This window comes from Nonomuraea sp. AD125B, from assembly GCF_041402765.1.
GTDB lineage: Bacteria > Actinomycetota > Actinomycetes > Streptosporangiales > Streptosporangiaceae > Nonomuraea > Nonomuraea bangladeshensis.
In genome coordinates, this window is the sequence record NZ_JBGLOU010000002.1 from 105,735 (window position 1) to 127,095 (window position 21,361).

At 69.6% G+C, this 21,361-nt stretch carries 14 protein-coding genes; 5 read left to right on the top strand and 9 right to left on the bottom strand.

Annotated features, from left to right (window positions below; all coding sequences use genetic code 11):
• Positions 1–11 precede the first annotated feature (11 nt).
• A complete protein-coding gene (locus ACBR40_RS05340) occupies positions 12–1,025 on the bottom strand; it encodes an APC family permease (protein ID WP_371248334.1) in 1,014 nt (337 codons plus the stop codon).
• A 752-nt stretch (positions 1,026–1,777) separates the two neighbouring features.
• Between ACBR40_RS05340 and ACBR40_RS05345 the strand changes: the two genes are divergently transcribed.
• Positions 1,778–2,440 (top strand): TetR/AcrR family transcriptional regulator, encoded by a 663-nt coding sequence (locus ACBR40_RS05345; RefSeq protein ID WP_371247656.1) that lies wholly within the window; start codon positions 1,778–1,780, stop codon positions 2,438–2,440.
• A 519-nt stretch (positions 2,441–2,959) separates the two neighbouring features.
• Positions 2,960–4,615 carry a glycoside hydrolase family 44 protein gene (locus tag ACBR40_RS05350; RefSeq protein WP_371247657.1) on the top strand — a complete coding sequence of 552 codons (1,656 nt, stop codon included), beginning with the start codon at positions 2,960–2,962 and terminating at the stop codon, positions 4,613–4,615.
• Between the two features lie 328 nt (positions 4,616–4,943).
• On the opposite strand, the gene ACBR40_RS05355 is transcribed toward ACBR40_RS05350, so the two are convergent.
• The 7 genes from ACBR40_RS05355 to ACBR40_RS05385 form a co-directional block, all read right to left on the bottom strand.
• A complete protein-coding gene (locus ACBR40_RS05355) occupies positions 4,944–5,621 on the bottom strand; it encodes a hypothetical protein (protein ID WP_371247658.1) in 678 nt (225 codons plus the stop codon).
• Between the two features lie 79 nt (positions 5,622–5,700).
• Positions 5,701–6,717, bottom strand: coding sequence for a hypothetical protein (locus tag ACBR40_RS05360; RefSeq protein ID WP_371247659.1), 1,017 nt, complete (start codon positions 6,715–6,717; stop codon positions 5,701–5,703).
• An 89-nt stretch (positions 6,718–6,806) separates the two neighbouring features.
• Positions 6,807–7,442 (bottom strand): hypothetical protein, encoded by a 636-nt coding sequence (locus ACBR40_RS05365; protein WP_344207166.1) that lies wholly within the window; start codon positions 7,440–7,442, stop codon positions 6,807–6,809.
• 65 nt (positions 7,443–7,507) lie between these two features.
• Positions 7,508–12,424, bottom strand: coding sequence for a ThuA domain-containing protein (locus tag ACBR40_RS05370; protein WP_371247660.1), 4,917 nt, complete (start codon positions 12,422–12,424; stop codon positions 7,508–7,510).
• 215 nt (positions 12,425–12,639) lie between these two features.
• The gene (locus ACBR40_RS05375) at positions 12,640–13,917 is read right to left on the bottom strand and encodes an ROK family transcriptional regulator (protein ID WP_344207165.1); all 1,278 of its coding nucleotides are present in this window, start codon (positions 13,915–13,917) and stop codon (positions 12,640–12,642) included.
• A 571-nt stretch (positions 13,918–14,488) separates the two neighbouring features.
• The gene (locus ACBR40_RS05380; RefSeq protein WP_371247661.1) at positions 14,489–15,346 is read right to left on the bottom strand and encodes an SAM-dependent methyltransferase; all 858 of its coding nucleotides are present in this window, start codon (positions 15,344–15,346) and stop codon (positions 14,489–14,491) included.
• Between the two features lie 124 nt (positions 15,347–15,470).
• Positions 15,471–15,653 carry a hypothetical protein gene (locus tag ACBR40_RS05385; RefSeq protein ID WP_371247662.1) on the bottom strand — a complete coding sequence of 61 codons (183 nt, stop codon included), beginning with the start codon at positions 15,651–15,653 and terminating at the stop codon, positions 15,471–15,473.
• Positions 15,654–15,886: 233 nt separating this feature from the next.
• On the opposite strand from ACBR40_RS05385, the gene ACBR40_RS05390 reads away from it, so the two are divergent.
• Positions 15,887–17,341 carry an arabinofuranosidase catalytic domain-containing protein gene (locus tag ACBR40_RS05390; RefSeq protein ID WP_371248335.1) on the top strand — a complete coding sequence of 485 codons (1,455 nt, stop codon included), beginning with the start codon at positions 15,887–15,889 and terminating at the stop codon, positions 17,339–17,341.
• A gap of 108 nt (positions 17,342–17,449) precedes the next feature.
• Entirely contained in the window at positions 17,450–19,783 is a 2,334-nt protein-coding gene (locus ACBR40_RS05395) for a beta-L-arabinofuranosidase domain-containing protein (RefSeq protein WP_371247663.1), read from the top strand.
• 185 nt (positions 19,784–19,968) lie between these two features.
• Here the strand turns inward: ACBR40_RS05395 and ACBR40_RS05400 are convergent, their stop codons facing one another.
• Positions 19,969–20,136 (bottom strand): hypothetical protein, encoded by a 168-nt coding sequence (locus tag ACBR40_RS05400; protein WP_371247664.1) that lies wholly within the window; start codon positions 20,134–20,136, stop codon positions 19,969–19,971.
• Positions 20,137–20,370: 234 nt separating this feature from the next.
• On the opposite strand from ACBR40_RS05400, the gene ACBR40_RS05405 reads away from it, so the two are divergent.
• Positions 20,371–21,354 carry a CapA family protein gene (locus ACBR40_RS05405; protein WP_371247665.1) on the top strand — a complete coding sequence of 328 codons (984 nt, stop codon included), beginning with the start codon at positions 20,371–20,373 and terminating at the stop codon, positions 21,352–21,354.
• Positions 21,355–21,361 lie beyond the last annotated feature (7 nt).

A 21,361-nucleotide genomic window follows, 5' to 3' on the forward strand; every position in this document is an offset into this window, starting at 1 on the left:
AGGGTCCTCTTTCAGAGCTGTTCGGGCGCGAGGTGTTCCTGCCTGCGGCCGGTGGTCATGCGTCCGCGGACGGCCCCGACCAGGAACGCGATGACGAGCGGGGAGATGATGAGGGCGTTGCCGATGGCGCCGATCCCGGTGAGCAGGCTCATGTTCGCCACCGCCAGGTACAGCACGATCCCAAGGATGATCACCGACAGGGCGGGGGCGATGAGGCGCGCCCACAGGCTTTCTCGCGCGCCGCGTGTCGCGAGCCAGCGGATCACCGCGACGCTGGTGGCGATCTGCAGCGCGAGGACGGCGAACAGGGTCGGCGCGTTGGTCCAGGTGACGACCTGCGTATACGGGTCGAGCGAAGACAGGCCGAAGCCGATCAGCGCGACGGTCACCAGGCCGCCCTGGAGGAGGACCGCTGCGCGCGGGGAGCCGGATGCGCTGGTGCCGTACAGGAATGCGGGCAGCAGGCCGCGCCGGGACATGGAGAACAGATAGCGCGAGCCGGCGTTCTGCAGCGCGATGACACCGGCGACGAAGCTGGTGATGACCAGCAGCTGCATCACGTCGGTCATGACCGAGGAGACGAAGGAGGTGTTGAGGTCGAACACGACCTGCGAGGGGTCGCCGCTCAGCACGCCCAGCAGCCGGCTCGGGCCGACCGCCATGAGGATGGTGAACGCGGCGGCGAGGTAGATGACGGTGAGGAGGCCGATGGCCCAGAAGGTGGCCTTGCGCACGGCTGTGCCGGCGTCCTGCACCTCTTCGCTGTAGACGGCGGTCTGCTCGAAGCCGATGAACACCAGGAAGGTGACAAGGAAGGTGCCGCCCAGGACCGGCACCTGCCAGGAGCCGGGGTCGAACGCGGACCAGGGGGCGCCTTCGGGGCCGCCCTGGATCCAGACCGCGATCGCGAAGACTGCCAGGACGCTGATCTCCAGGATCAGCAGGACCGCCGCGACCCGGGCGCCGAGGTCGATCTTCGCATACGAGATGGCGGTGACCAGGAGGGCGATGACCGTCGCGCACAGCCCCCCAGGGGATGCTCACCGAGAGGTACGTCTCCAGGAAGATCGAGGCGAAGAAGCCGGATGCGGCCGCGAAGCCGATCTGGCCGAGCGTGTAGCCGGCCCAGGCGACCATCGCGGCCCCGGATCCAGCCGTCCGCCCGAGCCCCTTGTCGATGTAGGCGGAGAACGCGCCCGCGTCGGTGACGTGGCGGCTCATCGCGGTGAAGCCGACCGCGAAGATCGCGTAGGCGATTCCGGCGATCACGAACGCGGCGGGCAGCATTGTCCCGCCCACCAGGAATCCGAGCGGCAGGAAGCCGGCCGAGACGGTCAGCGGCGCGGCGGCCGCCACGACGAAGAAGACCAGGTGCCGGGCGCTGACGACGTCGCGGCGCAGTTCGTGCTGAGGGGGATGGGGCATGTCCATGGTGCCTTCCTTGCGAGCCGTCCTCGACGGCTCCGGACTGAATCTGCGGAGACGGCCTTCACCGGACCTGGCGGCCCGGCCCCCCGAAGGCCGCGGAGTTCATCGAGCCGAGACGCCGACAAAGATCTTGCGGGTGGGTCCGAGCGTGTGCCGGCAGCCGTCGAATCCGGCCGGCACGAGGACCTGGATCTGTGTGATGGCCACAACGGACCTCCTAGCAGGTCGAACATCGACTGAGCGGTAAAGCTATAGATTGATAGCTTGTGTTGGCAAGAGGCAGTCCAGACTTGACGGACGCGTTACTCCGGCCACCCGGTACGGTGACCCCGGCAAGGAAAGGACGGACATGGCAGTACGCGGACCGGAGGGCGTCACCCGCCAGCGGGCACTCATCGCGGCGTCCAAGCTCTTCGCCGTGCGCGGCTACCACGGGACCTCCACCCGCGACATCGCCAACGCCGTCGGGGTACGCCAGCCGACTCTCTATCGGCACTTCGCCAGCAAGGCCGAGATCCTCGCCGAACTCCTCGACGCGGACCTGCTTCCCGCCCTCGAACGCCTCCGCACGGCCCTGGCCGCCGAGGGCTCCCCCGCGGCGCGGCTGCACGCCTACCTGCAAGCCGACCTCTACGCCATCCTCGTCCTGCCCTACGACACTCGCGGCCTCTACAACGACGATGTCCTCGAACTTCCCGACTTCGCCGTCCAGGCGACACGAAGGGACGAGCTGCACCGCCTCACCGAGGAACTGGTCGCGCAGGCCATCGACAGCGGGGAACTCCAGATCGTCGGCGGCCCGTATTTCGTGCGACGGGCCATCAGCGGCCTGATCCTGGAGGCCATGCGCGACCGCGGCACCGACCCGTCCCCGGACCCCGACACCCTCCCCCGCGAGATCGCCGACTTCCTCCTGCGCGGTACCCTCGCCGACCCCACCCGCCTCCCGGACGTCCAGCGAGCAAGCGCACTCCTGCTCGATCGGTGGAGTTCGGCCCTGACGACCACATGAGCCGCCGTTCCCGCCCGCCATCGAGGCTGGACTGATTTCGCCGGAGGCCTTGCGGTAACGCCAGCGGCCCGAGGCGAGATGCCAGACTCAACGGCGGCCGTCGTCGGGACCAGCAGGCTGGTGATCTCAGCGAGGGACGCTCACGCCCGTGGCGATGACGCTCTCGGCGGCCTTTACCGCTGGAACATGGGCCTTGCCTGGCGCCACCAGCACTCGGCTGCCGTGCCACCTCACTGCGCGGGGTGTTCAGGCGACGGGCTCGTGAACTCCTCAGCACAAACCTCCGCTCGCCCCCAGCTCGCGTTCCCCTGCCGTCCGAGCAGCCGGCTCTGCAACTTTCAGGCCGCCACCGGAACCGCAGCCGGGTCGTTCACAAGCCGCTGACGGGCTTGACCAGGAAACGTACCCCTCACTGGAGCCGAGCACCCGCTGGACGCCACAGCAGCGCCTTGACACCCGTAAGGCAGCTGGTCACGCTCGTCGATTGTTGACCATAAACGGATGACGGGAGCGCCGACGATGGATACTCGACGACGGCGGACGCTGCGACCGGCCGCGACCCTCGGCGTGGCGGTGTCCTTCGTGGTGGGGACGCTGACCGCCCAGGCGTCCCTGCAGCCGGCGGCGGCCGCGGCCGGGCCCGCGCTGTCGGTGGACCTGTCCGCCCCCCGGCACCCGATCAGTCCCGACATCTACGGCATGAACGGCGCCGACCCGGCGTTCGCCGCCGAGATCGGCCTGCCGGTGACGCGCTGGGGCGGCAACACGACCACCCGCTACAACTTCAAGAACCACACCTACAACACCGGAAGCGACTGGTACTTCGAGAACATCGTCGCCGGCCCCGACAACACGGTCGAGGCGTACGTCAAGACCAGCCGGGACCGCGGTAGCAAACAGGTCGTCACCGTGCCGATGAGCGGGTGGGTGGCCAAGGACTCGCCCGCCCAGCACCCGTTCGCCTGCGGATTCCCTGCCGCCCGGTTCCCCGCACAGGACGCCTTCGACCCGTGGGACGCCGGCTGCGGCAACGGCCGGCTCGGCAACGCCGACCTCACCGGGGCGGTGCCCACCGACACCTCGATCCCGGCGGACGCCGCGTTCACCGGCGAGATGGTGTCGCACCTGGTGAGCCAGTTCGGCACGGCGGCGCGTGGCGGCGTACCGATCTACGAGCTCGACAACGAGCCGGTGCTGTGGAGCTCCACGCACCGCGACGTGCACCCCGAGGCGGTCTCCTACGACGAATTGGGCGGCAAGAGCACCACGACCGCCGCGGCGATCAAGGCGGCCGACCCGAGCGCGGCGGTGCTCGGCCCGTCCGGCTGGGGGTACTGCGAGTGGGTCGCGTCCGGGGTGGACGGGTGCGCGCCGGGCGCCGACGCGGCCGCGCACGGCGGGCTCAACCTGTCGCAGTGGTTCCTGAAGAACATGAAGGACTACAGCGACACGCACGGCGGCAAGCGCATGCTCGACTACTTCGACCAGCACTACTACCCGCAGATCAACGGCGGCAAGGACCCCGAGTCGAACGCGTGGCGGCTGCGCTCCACGCGTTCGCTGTGGGACCCGACGTACGTCGAGGAGTCCTGGATCGGCCCTTCGGGCGTGAACGCGCCGCCACTGCAGTTCATCCGCAAGATGAAGGACTGGGTCGCGCAGTACTACCCCGGGACGAAGACCGCGATCACCGAGTACAACTGGGGCGCACTGGACGACATCAACGGCGCCCTGGCGCAGGCCGACGTTCTCGGCATCTTCGGGCGCGAGGGCCTCGACCTCGCCACCATCTGGGGCGAACCCCAGCCGACCCAGCCCGGCGCCTACGCGTTCCGGATGTATCGCAACTACGACGGTGCGGGGAGCCGGTTCGGTGACGTGAGCGTGTCGGCGGCCAGCGGCGATCAGGGGCAGCTGGCGGTGTATGGGGCGCAACGCTCCCGCGACAAGGCGCTGACCCTGATGGTCATCAACAAGACCGGCGGTGAGCTGACCGCACCGTTGTCGATCGCCGGACTGCACGGCAACGCCAAGGCGCAGCGGTTCACCTACGGCCCGGCCGATCTCGGCTCGATCGTGCGCGGTGACGATCTCCTGGTGCGCCAGGGCCGGGTCACTGCGACGTACCCGGCGAACTCGATCACCCTGCTGGACCTGCCGACACGCCGGCGTTGACGTTCAGGGCGAGGATCCCGCTCTGGCCGCGGCCTCGGTACCGCAGTTGGTCAGAGATGGCCAGGACCGGAGCAGAGCCACGCGGTCGTCGCGGAGCGGGCGTCAGTGTGAAGAAGATCCAGGAGATGCTCAACCACGCGCAGTCCTCGACCACCGACATCTACCTGACCGTGGCCAGGAGGCTGGAAGAGGACCCAGCCGACCTCGTCGCAGCGGCGATCGAGGAGCGAGCGCCGGTCGAACCAATTGCACCGGGAGGCTGCAGGTCAAGCACCCTGCGACGACTTTCGAAGCGGTACACGCTGACACGAGCGGCGGGGGCGTGTGCTCAGGGGCGGGTCTGCCGGTGCCGGTGGGCCAGGACGAGCCAGGCCGCGAGGGCGGCGAGCGCCGCGAGGACGATGACGCCGATCCGCAGCACGCTCCCCATCGCGCCGTCCCCGTCCGTCTTACCCGCCGCGCCCGCCGCGGCCTCGTGCAGGTGGGCGGGTGCGGACGCCTGACCAGGAGCGGAGGCGGCCGTCGGACCCGGTGCGGGACCGGTCGTCGTACCTGGTGCGGGCGCGGTCGTCGAGCCCGGCGCGGGCGCGGCGGTCGGGCCCGGTGCCGGCGTGGTCGCCGCCACCGGCGCGGCGACCACGCCGGCCTTCACCTTCACCGTCTTCTTCGCCTTGGCCGGCTCGGTCGCCCTCACCGTCACCCGCCACTCGCCGCTGGGCAGCGGCTCGGCGGAGCGGTAGAGGTTCTGGCCCTCGCCGGCCGACCGGAGCGGGACCGGGCCGAAGGCACGGCCGTCGGACGAGGTGGCGGTCAGCGTCGCCGCGACGATCTCGGTGACGGGATGGCCGTCCTTCTCGTACGTCACGAGCACGTTGACGTTGTCGGCCCCGTCACCCGTCACCTCCAGCTTGATCGGCCCGCCGTGCGCGTGGGCGGCCGGTGCGCCGAGCACCAGTCCGGCCCAGGACAGCAGGAGGGTCAGGACGTAGGCCGATGCCTTCTTCATGGAACATGGCTCCCTTGCGATTCGATGCCGGCGCCCGGGCCGGTTGACGGCCGCCACCTCTGAGGGCGGGTGACGGGACTCACGCCTCCTGCGACCTGCCCTCACGGGCGAGCCTGATCAGTTCTTCGATGCGCCTGCGGCGCCGCGCGGCGTTCAGCCGGAGGGCGAAGAAGGCGAGGACGAGCAGGACGACGAGGCCGAGCTGCGGCCACGGCAGCGCCCAGACCGTGGTGGCGACCTCCGCCGGCCGCACGGCGACGCCCGGCGCCGCCGCACCGGCGAGGGAGGGCACCGCCACGACCGTCGTACGGACCGGCCCCAGCGGCCAGGCCCCCACCACCCGCGCGACGTACGTACGGCTGCCGCCCGGCATGAGCTCCCTGGCCCTGGCCGCCGACGGGTCGCTCCAGGAGTTCTCGGTGAACAGCGTGGACGACAGCACCCGGTTGTCACTGACGAGCCGGATATTTCCGGCATTGGCCACCGTGTACGTCACCTCGACCGTCCCAGGGACGAAGGGATTCCACGAGCCCGTGTACTCCGCCCGCACCCCGCTGACGGCCACCTTGGCGACGTAGTCGCCGGTGACCCGGATGTTCAGGCGGACGCCCACCCGGTTCTGGACCCGTACCTGCCCGGAGACCGTCTCCAGGGACGCGGTCACTCCGGCGGGATGGTCGCCCGGCGTCGCGTTGCCGGGGATCGACACCGTCACCGGCACGACGGAAGTGGCACCGGCGGCGACGGTCACCTTCTCGGGCACCGTGATCCACGAGCCGCCGTCCACCGGCGCGACGTCCGACGGCCGCATGTCGAAGTAGCCCTTGGAGGTCAGGTAGCCGTCGTTGGCGTCGATCCCGAACTCGACCGGCTCGGTGGAGCGGTTGATGACCGCGACGTGCTCGACCACCTGCCCGCCGCCGGGGAGTTCGAGGTCGATGACGCTGCGGCCGTCGGGCCCGCCCGCGTTGGCCGGCACGACCGACCAGGTGGTGTCGGCGTGCGACGGGGCCGCCGGCCCCACCAGGACGGCGGCCGGCAGGGCGGCGAGGACGGCGAGGCGGGCGAGGACGCCTCGCGCACGGTTGATGGTCAACAGAGGATGTCTCCAGTCTCGTCGTCGTGGCCGCCCGGAACCCCGCAGGGTCCCGGGCGGCGATGGCGTCCCGCGCCCCGGAAAATGGCTCAGGACTGGTTGAACAGGGAGAGCGTCAGGGTCGAGTGGTACTCGCCGGCGGCGACGTCGGTGGGCGTGCGCAGCGCCAGGTCGGCGTTCACCTCCCAGGTGCCGATCTCGTCGGCGGAGTTCGCCGTGGACACCAGCAGCTCCTGGCCCTGCAGGCCGACGGTCGGTGCTCCCGAGCCGTCGGAGATGACGCTGGAGACGGGCTCGCCGGCCGCGACCGCGCCGGTCGAGGAGTCGCTCAGCAGCCGCGGCCGCCAGCCCAGGTACTGCGGGCCGATGGGCGGCGCGGAGCCGTCCGTCGCGGTGAACTCGCCGGCCTGGCCCACGACCGCCCAGAAGTCACCGTCGGGGATCGTCCCGGGATCGCGGGTGTCGGTCACCGTGACCGTCGGCAGGGTGCCGACGAACTGGCGGGCGGCGGCGTTGGAGCCGCTCTCCTGCAGGGCCACCCCGCCGTTGTCGGCGACGGTCATGGACACCTGACCGGTAGTGGTGCCCGGCTCGATGGTCACCGACACGTCGATGCCGTCCTCGGGATCGTCCTCGGCCACGGCGGGACCGGCCAGGCCGGCGCCGGCGAGCGCGACACCGACCACCGCGGCGGCGAGCAGCCGCGCGGCCTTGTTGATTCTCATGTGATCGCTCCATCTATGAGTGGGCGGGGCCGGCCGGCCCAGCGGCCGGCCCCGGGGGTTCTGTCTCAGCTGCAGTCGAGCGCCGGGTACGCGGCGTCGTACGACGAGGTGACCTCCCGGCCGCCGATCGTCGCCGTCCCCTTCACGGTCACCGTGCCGGCGTCGATCTGCCCGGCCCGGCTGTTGAAGGACTGGTACGCCTGCTTGCCCGGGGCCACGCCGGCCACGGTCTTCGTGCCGTACGGCGTGGTCAGCGTCACCGTCGCCGCCGTCTCGGAGGTGTTGACGGCGGTGACCGCCACGTACGCCGAGGCGCCGATGCAGCGGGCCGCGGCGGAGACCGCCAGCTCGACCTGCGCCGCCCCGGTCAGGCGGAAGAAGTCGAACGTGACCGTCTTCGAGGCCGTCTGGTTGGTGCCGATGGTGTAGACGCCGACCTTCGCGTCTTCGGCCACGGCGCTGTTCTCCACCGGAGCGGACAGGTCCGTCCAGGTCTGGCCGTCGGAGGAGTAGGAGCCGGTGAAGGTGTCGCCCTCCTTCTTCAGCCGCAGGTGCCACTCGCCGCCGGTGAGGTTGTTCGCCTGCGGTTGCGGGCTCTGCACGGTGCCGCCGACCTCGCTGCGCAGCTCGATGGCCCGCGCCACCGTGGCTCCCGGCGAGTTGGTGGTGAGGAAGTCGAGCTTCACGTAGTCGTCGTCGCCGGTGTAGACCATCAGGCCGCCCTGCTGGTACTGCTCGTTGAGCGCCGAGGCGTCCAGCTTGGTCTCCAGCGTCCAGTCGCCGTCCGGGGCCGGTTGCAGGATGAGGTTCTTCGGGCCGGTGTTGGTGGTCCCGTAGATGTCACCCGTCGTGGTGTCCAGCTCCAGCTTGCCGCCGCTCACCCGCGCGGCTGTGGCGTCGGGGCGCACGACCGCGCTCCAGCGGCACGTGTCGAGCGCGGTGCCGTCGAACTCGTCGTCCGGGGCGGGCGCGGTCGCCTTGTCGTCCGGCGTGATGTGGAACCAGTCGAAGGCCGCGTCCACCACCGGGTGGTTGGCCCCGGCGAGCGAGATCAGGCCGATCTTCGGGCTGGTGATCCCGGCGAGCGACTTGGTCTGCGGCATCGCGGTGAACGTGCTGCCGTCGGAGGAGTAGTGGGCGGTGATGCTGCTGCCGTCGCTGACGAACCGCACGTACACGGTGTCGGGGTAGGCGTCGCCGAGGGAGGCCGTGTTGCTGTCCGACACCTCGTTGGGGGCGGCGTTCTCCTCCCTGATGAACTGGAAGATGCGGCTGGCGTGGTCGGAACCCGAGGTCGAGCGCGCCTGCAGCACCATCTTGGCGTAGTTGTCGTCGTCGCCGTAGATGACCAGGCCCGCCTGCTGGTACGCGTCCCGCGCGTCCAGCGTGAGCTTGGCCGTGGCCGTCCAGGCGCCCGAGGGAGCCGGCTGCAGCACGATGTTCGGCGTGTTGCCGCCCGTGCTGTAGATGTCGGTGGTCGAGGTCGGGATCACCAGCTTGCCGTCCTCGACCTTGAGGTCCTGATTCTCGCGGACGACGGACCAGCGGTCACGGTCGAGCCGGTCGCCGAGGAAGTCGTCGGACCGGCCGGTGAAGCACACCGTGGCTTGGGCGTCCACCTTGACCTGGACCCGCGCGGTGGCCGACGCGCCCTTGTCGTCGTTGACGGTCACCACGGCGGTGTAGGTGCCCGGCGCGGTGTAGGTGTGGCTCGCCTCGGCGGTGGTGGGCTCGGGTGCGCCGGCCACGCCGAAGTTCCACTTGTAGGTGAGCGGGTCGCCCTCGGGGTCGGTGGCCGTCGCCTTGAAGGCCACCCGCAGCGGGGCGACGCCCGCCGCTGGGGTGGCCGTCGCGGTCACCACCGGGTGCTGGTTGTCGGTCGCGCCCTTGCCGACGAAGTCGACCCAGTTGACGTTGATCAGGTAGGCGTCGCCGGCCGCGCCCGGGGGCTTGCGTACGACGAAGTACAGCGGCCCGCTCGCCGACGGCGGTTCCGTCAAGTCGAGAGTGACGTCGGTGAACGTCTGCCAGCCGCCGGTGGGCGGCACCTCGACCGAGCCGACCAGCGTGCCGGTCTCGGGGTCGCCCGCCCGGATCTGCACGGTCCCGCCGGGGCCGCCGGAGGAGGCGCGCAGCCGGATCGCGGTCAGGTTCGACAGGTTCGCCGGGTCGAAGGACCACCAGTCGCCGTCCTGGATGAACGCGATGTGCTCGTTGCCGCCCTGGGTGTCGCTGGTCGTCTCCGCCGCGACGCCCGCGGCGTCGGTGCCGGTGCCGCCGCTCACCCGGCCGGTCCGCGAGAAGTGCTCGGCCTGCTTGCGCTTGGGCTCCAGCAGGACCTCGCCCCGCCCGGTCAGCGACTTGGCGCCGTTGGCGCCGTCGTCGGCGTAGCTGGCCTCGATGACGTAGAAGAGGTTGTCGTACTCGCCGTGGCCGGCCTGCTGGGTCTGCAGCACGCCTTCACAGCCCTTGTGCTGGTCCAGCGGGTGGCCGTGGCTGTCGTGGCCGAGGATCGCCTGGATCTGCACCCGGTCGCAGTCGATCGTGCCGTCCTCGGGGTCGGTGACGGTGACCTCGAACTTCACCTGGTCGCCGAACTCGAAGAAGGAGCCGTTCGGCGGCAGGTCCACCGAGACGGTGGGGCGGGTGTTGCCCGCGCTGATCGCCACGCTCGCGGTGGCGGTCCTGCCGTCGGGGTTGGTGATGGTCAGGACGGCGTTGTAGTCGCCGCCCTCCTCGTAGGTGAAGGACGGGTTCGGGTCGGTGGAGTCGGTCTCGCCGTCGCCGTCGAGGTCCCAGGCGTAGGTGATCGGCTTGTCGTCCGGGTCCCTGCTGCCCTCGCTGGAGAACGTGACGGCCAGCGGCAGCGGCCCGTCCGTCTTGTCCGCGGTGGCGCGGGCGATCAGCGGGCGGGTGCCCTTGGTGTACTCGATGCGGTAGATGCCGGAGTCGGCGTTGTCGCCGCCGAAGCCGGAGCCCCATTCGATCAGGTAGAGCGCGCCGTCGGGGCCGAACTTCATGTCCATCGGCTTCTTGAACGACAACGTGCCGAGGATCGGGTTCATCTCGACGAGTTCGGTGCCGTCCTCGTCGAGCTGGAACGACCAGATCTTGTCGTTGTTCCACTCGCCGAACAGCGCCTTGCCGTCCCAGTACGCCGGCCACTTGACGTCCGACTGCAGGCCGGGGTCGTCACGGTAGACCGGGCCGCCCATGGGGGCGCCGCCCCTCAGCTCCGGGAAGTGCTGCGGGTCGGCCGCGTAGTGGTACCAGACCGTCGCGGGGATGACCGGCGGCAGGCTGGTCAGGCCGTCGTTGTTCGGCGAGTCGTTGACCGGCGCCGCGCAGTTGAACGCCGACCCCGACTGCCTGGTGGCGAAGTTGAAGTCGACGTACGGGGTGTTGTCGCCGACGCAGTACGGCCAGCCGTAGTTGCCCGGCTCGGACACGATGTTCCATTCGACGGTGTTCTGCGGGCCGCGGGTGGCGCTGGCGGAGTTGGCGTCGGGGCCGTACTCGCCGAGCATGATGTGACCCGTCTTGGGGTCCAGGCCCATGCGGAACGGGTTGCGGAAGCCCATGCCGTAGATCTCCGGCTTGGTCTTCGCCGTGCCCGGTGCGAACAGGTTGCCCGATGGGATCGTGTAGGTGCCGTCGTCCTCGGGGTGGATGCGCAGCAGCTTGCCGCTCAGGCTGTTGGTGTTGCCCGCGCTGCGCTGGGCGTCCCAGCTCGACCGGCCCGACTGCTCGTCGATCGGCGTGTAGCCGTCGGAGGCGAACGGGTTGGTGTTGTCGCCGGTGCCCAGCCAGAGGTCGCCGGTCTTCGGGTCGATCACCATGCCGCCGCCGTGGTGGCAGCACTCGGCCCGCTGGACCGGGACGTCGAGGATCGTCTTCTCGCTCGCCAGGTCCAGGGTGTCGCCGGTGACGGTGAAGCGGCTCAGCCGGTCGACGTTCGTCCCGGTGGGCGAGTAGTACAGATACACCCAGTGGTTGGTGTCGAAGCCGGGGTCGAGCGCGAGGCCGAGCAGACCGCTCTCGTTGGCGGTGAAGACGTCCAGATCGGCCGCCGTCACGGTGCCGCCGGCCGGCTTGATGATCTTGACCTCGCCGAGGCGGTCGATGTAGAAGACCCGGCCGTCCTTCGCGACGTCCACCATCATCGGGTTGGAGGTGTTGTCGTCGAGGGTGACCTTCTCGAAGCTGGAGCTCTGCGAGGCCGAGCAGTCGGCCTTGACGACGCCCGCGGCGGTCTGGATGCCGCCGAGCAGCAGCTTCAGGAAGTTCGGCTCGCTGTAGTTCTCCTTCATGTGGCCGAGCCCGGTGTACCACGAACGGCCGCCGTCGAAGTCCTGGCACCACGTGTTCGGGTGGTCGGCGCCCATCGTGGCGCCGGTGTAGGAGGTCTCGTCCATCGACGTCAGCACGTGGACCGTCTGGCGCGGGTTCGCCTGGTAGTCGTACCACTCGTCGCTACGGGTCCAGGTCGTCGGCAGGTCCTTGGTGGACGGGTGCGCCGGGTCCTCGACCTTGACCCTGGCCTGCTGGATCGCCGGGTGGCTCTTGAAGTACGCGCCGACCAGCTTGCCGTACCACTCCCAGGTGTAGCCGCTGTCGGCGGCCGCGTGGACGCCGACGAAGCCGCCGCCGTTCTGGATGTAGCGCTGAAAGGCGTTCTTCTGGTCCTGCGTGCTCAGCGGGTCACCGGTCGTGGACATGAAGATCACGGCCTTGTACTGGGCCAGGTTCTGGTCCGTGAACAGGGCGCTGTCCTCGGTCGTGTCGACCGCGAAGTTGTTGTCCTGGCCGAGTCGCTGCACGGCCGCGATGCCTTCGGGGATGGAGTCGTGCCGGAAACCGGTCGTCTTGGAGAAGACGAGGACCTTGTAGGCGGGCTCGGCCGCCGTGGCGGCCTCGGCGCTCGCGGGCGCCGCGAGGATCGGGACGAGAGGGACGGCGAGGGGGGCGACGAGGGCGGACAAGGCCATCATCGTCACGGCTCGGCGCCTGAGGCGCCGTCCGCGTAACGGCAGGGCCGCACGGAGCAGCCTGGCCCACGTGCGATGACGTGGTGACATGGAAAACCCTTCCTGACCGGGGGGACGTCAGGCAAGGCGCGCGCCGCCGCGCTGTTGCCACTTCGTGGAGCGGATCTTGCGGGGTGCTGGAGGGTGCCGTCTCCAGGTCTGCGGGGCCGTCAGACGGGTGCCGGCCGGGGTGGTGTGCCGATGATCGCCGTCGGGTCGTCGATGACGTCGCTGACCACCATGCTGGCGGCGCCCCGGGAGGCGGCGCCGAAGCCGAGTGTGGAGGCGACCAGGCGGCACCGGGCGGCGGGGGCCGCCACCACGAGCCGGTCCAGCTGGTCCTGCGCGTGCGGCAGCAGCCACTGGGCCAGCGAGGCGAAGTAGCCGCCGATGACGATCACGCGCGGGTTGAACAGGTTGGCCAGGATCGAGCCGCCGAGCCCGAGCCACTCGCCGACCTGCGCCACCGCCGCCGTCATCCGCGGGTCGCCCGCGGCCAGGCCGCCGGCGATGTCGCTCACCCGTTCGCCGGGGTCGGGCACCGGCCTGCCGGGCAGCCCGTACGCCTGCTCGGGCATCGCCGCGCGGACGAGCGCGGCCAGGCCGACCTTGGTCTCCCAGCATCCGGCGCGGCCGCATCCGCACTGGTCGCCGTCGGGGTCCACCTGGAGATGCCCGACCTCGCCGGAGAAGCCGTCCGCGCCGCGCAGCAGCCGGCCGTCCAAAATGATGCCGCCGCCGACCCCGACCTCGCCGGTGAGGTACACCAGGTAGGGCGTGCCGGCGGCGACGCCGGAGGTGTACTCGGCCAGGGCGGCGAGGTTCGCGTCGTTGTCCACCCGTACCGGCAGGCGCAACGGGCCGAGCACGGAGGTCAGCCGCTCGGCCAGGGGCAGCTCGTGCCAGGACAGGTTGGGGGCGAGCGTCACGACGCCGCGGGTGACGTCCACGAGCCCGGGGACGGCGACCGCGATGCCGGCGGGGGTCGCTCCGGCCCGCCGCATGGTCTCGACGGCCTGCCCTGCCACGGCCGCGAGCCGCCGCACGGAGCCGTCCGGGCCGCTGCCCACGGCGTCGTGCACGATCCGGCGCTCGACCAGGACCCGGCCGCTGAGGTCGGTGCCGTGGACCGCGATGTAGTCGACGTTGATCTCCATGCCGAGCGCGCCGACGTGCGCGCCGTGCAAGGCCACCGCGCGCCGGGGGCGGCCGACGGCGCCGGCGTGCCTGACGCCGACCTCGCGTACGAGACGCCGTTCCAGCAGCTCCGCCATCAGGTTGGAGACGGTGGCACGGTGCAGCCCGGTCGTCTCGGCGATGTCGGCGCGGGACAGGACCCTGTGGTCGCGCAGCTCGCGCAGCACGAGCGAGAGGTTCGCCCGGCGCAGCGCGGCAGGACCCGCCGGTGCAGCGCCGCCCGGGGCGCGGTCGGGTGGCTTGTACGACATGCGCACCACCTGCCCCTTTGTTTATCTCTGAGATCAATTAATCGGGTTGTAACACGCGAATGTCCGACCGTGAACCCCTTCGTCGCGTAACGAGTTGGCATCGCTGATGTCTGCGCATTTCAGCGAGTTTTCCGCGCCAGTTACCGAAACGTTACCTAACTTGTAAACGATTTCACCCTTGTGCCGGCGAAAGTCCCCTCTTTTAATGCGGCTAGCCACCCGACTTGATCGAGGAGGAGCGTGGACCCCATCCGGACCGACGGTCCCGCCGCCGACTCGACGAGTGATGGCGGGTCCACCTGAGCCCTCAGGACCCGTCCCCGAGACCCGCACCCCGTCCCTGAGCCCCCGCCCGCCTGCTCGTCCGGTTTCACGTCGCCGCGGCCATGACGCCTGCCCTCGATCGGCCGCAAAAACGCCGCGTCCTCACCCTCCCGCACCCCTTTTTCACCCATGACTCCCGCCCGCCTGAACGGCCGTACCAAGCCGCACCGTCACCGTTGACGCCGACCTCGGTGCCGCCGCGGTGGTGCCAACCGGCACGCCAGGCGGGCGGGCACGCGGGAGTGTCTCAGGCTTTGACGGCGAGGCCGCCGTAGGCCCAGGCGTGGCCGCCGGGGATCTGTTCCTGGTATTCGACCGGGTCCGGCCGCCACGTGACGACCTCGACGAGGCCCGGGTCCAGGAGGTCCCAGCCCTCGAAGAAGCGCAGCGTCTCGGCGTGGCTGCGCGGCACCATGGGGGCGGAGCTGTTGTCGTACGGCTTGGTGAACTCCTCGCGGCTCAGGTTGTCGGCGAAGTCCATGGTGATGTGCGACAGCAGCAGGTGGCTGCCGCTGGGCACCGCCGCCTTGAGCTGCTCGACCACCCCGTACGGGTCCTCGTCATCGGTGACGAAGTGCAGGATCCCGGCCAGGATGACGGCCACGGGACGGGTGAAGTCGAGCACCTCCCGGATCGCGGGGTCGGACAGGATCTTCTGTGGCTGCCGCAGGTCCGCCTCGATCATCTCCGTCGCGCCCGCCGGGTCACCGGTCAGCAGGGCACGCCCGTGCACGAGGACGATGGGGTCGTTGTCGACGTAGGCCACCCGGGCCTCGGGCACGGCCCGCTGGGCGATGACGTGGGTGGGGTCCTGGGTGGGGAGCCCGGTGCCGATGTCGAGGAACTGGGTGATGCCGGCTTCGGCCGCCAGATACCGTACGGCCCGGCTCACGAAGGCACGGTGGGCGCGCACGCCCTCACGGGTGCCCGGCGACAGCGCGATGAGCCCCTTGGCGGCCTCACGGTCGGAGGCGAAGTTGTCCTTGCCGCCCAGTAAGAAGTCATAGATCCGGGCGGGGTGAGGAATGTGCGGATTGATCCTTGCAGCCGGGGCGTCGGCGTACTCCGGATCCTGCGGGTCCGTCTCTTTGCCACTGTGCGTCAAGATCTCTCCCTGATGGATCGGCGACGATCGCCGGGCCTGACGGGGGGGCGCGGACGGCCCTCGCCGAGGAATGTGCTTTCAGATGTTTCCTCGCTGCCGGGCCCGGCGTTACGGACGATCCACGCTACGCCGTGACGGCCGCTCCTGAAGCGGGCGCGGCGACGGGGAACGTCACCCCGGCGAGATCTTCGGAGACGACCCACAACCGCCGCTGGACGGCCACGTCGTACGACTCCGGGCAGGAGGTGACCGGCCGTGAGACGGGCGACGGCTCGCCACCCGGCGGACGCGGGGATGAAAGTTTCACGACATCTCATCGCAATGAGGCGAACGCCTCACGGTAGGAACCCAGGCGAAGCGCCGACAGCGTAGTCCTGGGTGGCGAGAGATTCGATCCACGTTCTTGACGCCGGGGCCTTCGTTGATTTGACTCCGCACTGGCATTACCGACGAATCGATTCGACCATCCACTGATGTTAGCGCTAACACAACTTTTTCCGGGCCCGCGTATCGGCGCCGTCCTGATGGAGAGAAGGCATGATGCTTTTTGGACGCCTGACAAGGCCACTCGCGGCCGGGGTGGGTGCGTTGCTCGCCACAGCCTGTTTGGTCGGCGGTGGTATCGCCCAGGCCGCGACGTCGCAGCCGTGTGACATCTACGCCGCGGGCGGGACGCCGTGTGTGGCGGCGCACAGCACCACGCGTGCCCTGTACGCGGCCTACGACGGCCCGCTCTACCAAGTCAGGCGTTCGTCCGACAACACCAGCCGGGACATCGGGGTGCTGAGCGCGGGCGGGGTGGTCAACGCGGCCACGCAGGACTCGTTCTGCGCCAACACAACCTGCGTCATCACGATCATCTACGACCAGTCCGGCCGCAACAACCGCCTCACGCAGGCGCCGCCCGGCTACTGGAAGGGCCCCGCTCCGGGCGGATGGGACAACCTCGCCGACGCGAAGGCGGCCCCGATCACCATCGGCGGCCAGAAGGCGTACGGTGTCCGCGTGGAGCCCGGCACCGGCTACCGCAACAACAACACCGACGGCGTCGCCAAGGGCGACGAGCCCGAGGGCATCTATGCCGTCGTCGACGGCACGCACTACAACCAGTGGTGCTGCTTCGACTACGGCAACGCCCAGACGGACGGCCAAGCCGACTCCCCCGCCATCATGGAGACCGTCTACTTCGGCGCCGACAAGCAGTGGGGCTACGGGGCCGGAGCCGGTCCCTGGATCATGGCCGACCTGGAGTGGGGACTCTTCTCGGGGGTGAACGCGGGCTACAACAACATCCCGTCGATCAACCACCGTTTCGTCACGGCGATGGTCAAGGGGGAGCCGAACCACTGGGCGATCCGGGGCGGCAACGCACAGTCGGGCGGCCTGACGACCTACTTCGACGGACGGCGCCCCAACGGCTACCACCCGATGAAGAAGGAAGGCGCCATCCTGCTCGGCATCGGCGGCGACAACAGCGTCTCCGGCCGCGGCACCTTCTTCGAGGGCGTGCTGACCTCCGGCTATCCGACCGCCGCCACCGAGGACGCCGTACAGGCCAACATCGCCGCCGCCGGCTACGCGCCGGCGGGCGGCGCCAACCCGCAGCAGGGCGTCCAGATCGTGGGCGGCCAGTCCGGCCGGTGCGTCGACGTGCCGAACAGCAGCACCGCCAACGGCACCCAGGTGCAGTTGTGGGACTGCGGGAGCGGCACCAACCAGCGGTTCACCTCCACCTCAAGCAAGCAGTTGCAGGTGTACGGCAACAAGTGCCTGGACGCCTACGGGCAGGGCACCGCCAACGGCACCCAGGTGATCATCTGGGACTGCAACGGCCAGGCCAACCAGCAGTGGAACGTCAACACCAACGGCACCGTCACCGGCGTGCAGTCCGGGCTGTGCCTGGACGCCAACGGGGCCGCCACCGCCAACGGCACGAAGCTCATCCTGTGGTCCTGCAACGGCCAGGCCAACCAGCGGTGGACCCTGCGCAGTTGATTCCGGCCGTTGTCCCCCTCTTCGTCCCATGGCTGCCGAGTGCGGCGAGGCGGCCGTGACGTCGCCCGTTGTCCCCTGGCGACCGCAGCTCACCATGTTGGAGGTCTCGTGTCATCCCCATCGCTCAGCCGCCGTCAGCTCTTGCAGACCGCCGGCGTCGCGGTTGCCGCGTCGGCCGTCGGGCAGGCCGCCGGGACGTCGGCCGCCGTGGCCGCGGTCGCCCCGGCCCGGGCCGACATCGGCGTGTCGGCCTACCTGTTCGACCTCGGGCAGGTCCAGCTCACCTCCGGCCGCTGGCTGGACAACCAGAACCGCACCCTTTCCTATCTCCGGTTCGTCGACGTCAACCGGCTGCTGTACAACTTCCGGGCCAATCACCGGCTCTCCACCAACGGCGCCGCCTCGAACGGCGGATGGGACGCCCCGTCGTTCCCGTTCCGCACCCACGTGCAGGGGCATTTCCTCACCGCGTGGGCCCAGGCGTACGCCTTGCTCGGCGACACCACCTGCCGGGACAAGGCCACCTTCATGGTCGCCGAGCTCGCCAAATGCCAGGCGAACAACGGTGCCGCCGGGTTCGGCGCCGGTTACCTCTCCGGTTTCCCCGAGTCGGACTTCAGCGCCCTCGAAGCGCGGACGCTGAGCAACGGCAATGTGCCGTACTACTGCGTCCACAAGACGCTGGCCGGCCTGCTCGACGTGTGGCGCCTGATCGGCAGCACCCAGGCCCGCGACGTGCTGCTCGCGCTCGCGGGTTGGGTGGATCAGCGCACCTCCCGGCTCAGCTCCAGCCAGATGCAGAACATGCTGGGCACCGAGTTCGGCGGCATGAACGCGGTGCTGACCGACATCTACCAGCAGACGGGTGACGGGCGCTGGCTCACGACGGCTCAGCGGTTCGACCACGCGGCCGTGTTCACCCCGCTCGCCTCCAATCAGGACCAGCTGAACGGCCTGCACGCCAACACGCAGGTGCCCAAGTGGATCGGTGCGGCACGGGAGTACAAGGCGACCGGCACCACCCGCTATCGGGACATCGCGAACAACGCATGGAACATGACCGTCAACGCGCACACGTATGCCATCGGCGGTAACAGCCAGGCCGAACACTTCCGCGCCCCCAACGCCATCGCCGGATACCTCAGCAACGACACCTGCGAGCACTGCAACACCTACAACATGCTCAAGCTCACCCGCGAGCTGTGGCTGCTGAACCCCGGCCAGGCGTCCTACATGGACTTCTATGAGCGGGCCCTGTTCAACCACGTCATCGGTGCCCAGAACCCGGCGGACGCCCACGGGCACATCACCTACTTCACCCCCCTGCGGCCCGGTGGCCGCCGTGGGGTCGGCCCGGCCTGGGGCGGCGGCACGTGGAGCACTGACTACAACTCGTTCTGGTGCTGCCAGGGCACTGGGGTGGAGGCCAACACGAGCCTGGCGGACGCCATCTACTCCTACAACGGCACCACGCTGTTCGTGAACCTGTTCCAGCCATCCACACTGAACTGGTCCCAGCGCGGCATCACGGTCACCCAGACGACGTCCTACCCGGCGAGTGACACCACGACCCTGCAGGTCACCGGCAGCGTCGGCGGCTCGTGGACGATGCGGATCCGCATCCCCGCCTGGACGTCGGGCGCCACCATCAGCGTCAACGGCACGCAGCAGAGCGTGGACACCACGCCCGGGTCCTACGCCACCCTCACCCGCTCGTGGACGTCCGGCGACACCGTCACGGTGCGCCTGCCCATGCGCGTGGTCATGAAGGCGGCCAACGACAACGCGAACGTCGCGGCGATCACGTATGGTCCTGTCGTGCTGTCCGGCAACTACGGCAACACCTCGCTGTCGTCGCTTCCGGCCCTGACCACCTCCTCGATCGCCCGGACCAGCACTTCGGCGCTCACCTTCACCGCCACCGCCGATAACGCGACGGTCAACCTGATCCCCTTCTACGACGCGCAGGGGCACAACTACACCGTTTACTGGAATGTCAGCGGGCAGGGCACCGGCGGGACGGGAAGCTACCGGCTGGTCAACGCGGCCAGTGGCCTGGTCCTCGGCATCCAGAACATGTCCACGGCGGACGGCGGTCTCGCGCTGCAGTGGACCGACAATGGCACCGCGGACCACAACTGGGTGATGGTGACCGACGGCAGCGCCGTGCGGTTCCGCAACGTCAACAGCGGCAAGGTGCTGGGAGTGGAGAACATGTCCACCGTCGACGGTGCCCGCATCCTGCAGTGGTCCGACAACGGCACAGCCGACCACCGGTGGACCTTGGTCGACAACGGCGACGGAACCTACAAGATCCGCAACGTGAACAGCGGCAAGCTGCTCGCCATCCAGAACAACTCCACCGCCAACGGCGCCCAGGCCGTTCAGGACTCCGACAACGGAACCGCCGACAACCGATGGCGACTCGTCCGCAACTCTTGAACACCCGCCCAGCGGCCTGCCGCCTAAGCTCCGCACCAGAATGTTGTCGATCACAAGGATGTCAACCGCCGATCTCCGGGCAGTGCCGCATCCTGTCCCCGGTCCGGCCCAGGTGAGCGGCAACCCATTGACCACTACCGACTCCAGCGGCAACATGCAGATCACCCACGACCCCGCCTCAAATATCACTTCAGCCCCGCCCGCTGGAGCAGGGCGGTCCGCTCGCTGCTGTGAACCGTTGCCTCGATGCGGTGCGTGGCAGCCGGCTCGTGTCGAAGCCGCCCGGTGACTTCGGATGGGTTCAGTAAGGCGTAGTACGGCACGGCGCGCTCCCGAGCCAGTGCTGTGATCATGTGCGCACCTCCGGGGCAGCACCCCCCACACGCATCGCCTCCTGGGCGTCGTCCGGGTCCAGGACCGTGAGCGCACGTGCTGCCGTCCAGTTGGGGACGACGTTCGCCTTGGCCGCCTCGAGGTAGTCACTGACCAGGCGGACCAAGACGTCGCGCAGTGCGCCGGCGACGTCCAGGAGAGGAGAGGAGTCGACTGGACGCGTTTGAACATGTCATCGGGGGCAGGGGGATCTTGTGACTGTCACGCTCGCGCTGGCGGGTGACACGATGCTCGGCCGTGGCGTCGCGGACCTGCTGGCCAAGTCCAGCGACCCGGACATGTACATCTCGGACGGCGTCCGAGGGTACCTGTCCGAGGCCGATGCCATACTGCTCAACCTCGAGTGCTGCATCTCCGATCGCGGCAGCCCGTGGTGCGCGCCTGGCAAGATGTTTCATTTCCGCGCCCCGCCGCAGGGCGTCGATCTCCTCGCCGAGCTCGGCGTCACCTGCGTCACGATGGCCAACAACCACGCGCTGGACTACGGCTACGACGCGCTGCTCGACACCTGTATGCATCTCGAGCACATGGAGATCGGCACGGCGGGTGCGGGCGCCACCCTGGACCAGGCGCGTGAGCCGGCCACCCTCGCTGTACGGGGGATGCGCATCGCCGTCATCTCCGTGACCGACCACCCGGAGGACTATGCGGCCACCTCCGACCAGCCCGGGGTCGCCTACGCCGACCTTCGATCCGGCGTCCCTGACTGGCTGACGGACACCGTGGCGAAGATGCGTAAGGAAACGGATGCCGTGCTGGTCAGCCCTCACTGGGGTCCCAACATGACGGCCGCGCCGCAGCCGTACATCCGCGCCGCGGCCACGATTCTGGCCGACGCCGGGGCGACGCTGATCGCCGGCCACTCCGCGCACATCGCGCACGGGGTCGCACCGCCGGTTCTGTACGACATGGGGGACTTCCTCGACGATTACATGGTGGACCCGGACCTGCGCAACGACCTGTCGCTGCTGTTCCTGGTGACCATCGACGAGCTCGGTCCCGTACGGCTGCGCGCCGTGCCGCTCAAACTCGACTACTGCCGCACCGTCCTGGCGGAAGGCCGGGAACGCGCCTGGCTCAGCCGGCGTTTCATCGACGCCTGCGAGGCGTTCGGCACGCCTGCCACCACGGAGGACGGCCTGCTCATCGTGGATCTGCGGTCCAGGAAGGGAGGATGACCGCCTG

Excerpts from the sequence above, each read along its gene's own strand:
- ACBR40_RS05345 (WP_371247656.1), top strand. The coding sequence starts at position 1,778 with ATGGCAGTACGCGGACCGGAGGGCGTCACCCGCCAGCGGGCACTCATC.
- ACBR40_RS05350 (WP_371247657.1), top strand. The coding sequence starts at position 2,960 with ATGGATACTCGACGACGGCGGACGCTGCGACCGGCCGCGACCCTCGGC.
- ACBR40_RS05355 (WP_371247658.1), bottom strand. The coding sequence starts at position 5,621 with ATGAAGAAGGCATCGGCCTACGTCCTGACCCTCCTGCTGTCCTGGGCC.
- ACBR40_RS05365 (WP_344207166.1), bottom strand. The coding sequence starts at position 7,442 with ATGAGAATCAACAAGGCCGCGCGGCTGCTCGCCGCCGCGGTGGTCGGT.
- ACBR40_RS05375 (WP_344207165.1), bottom strand. The coding sequence starts at position 13,917 with ATGTCGTACAAGCCACCCGACCGCGCCCCGGGCGGCGCTGCACCGGCG.
- ACBR40_RS05390 (WP_371248335.1), top strand. The coding sequence starts at position 15,887 with ATGCTTTTTGGACGCCTGACAAGGCCACTCGCGGCCGGGGTGGGTGCG.
- ACBR40_RS05400 (WP_371247664.1), bottom strand. The coding sequence starts at position 20,136 with ATGATCACAGCACTGGCTCGGGAGCGCGCCGTGCCGTACTACGCCTTA.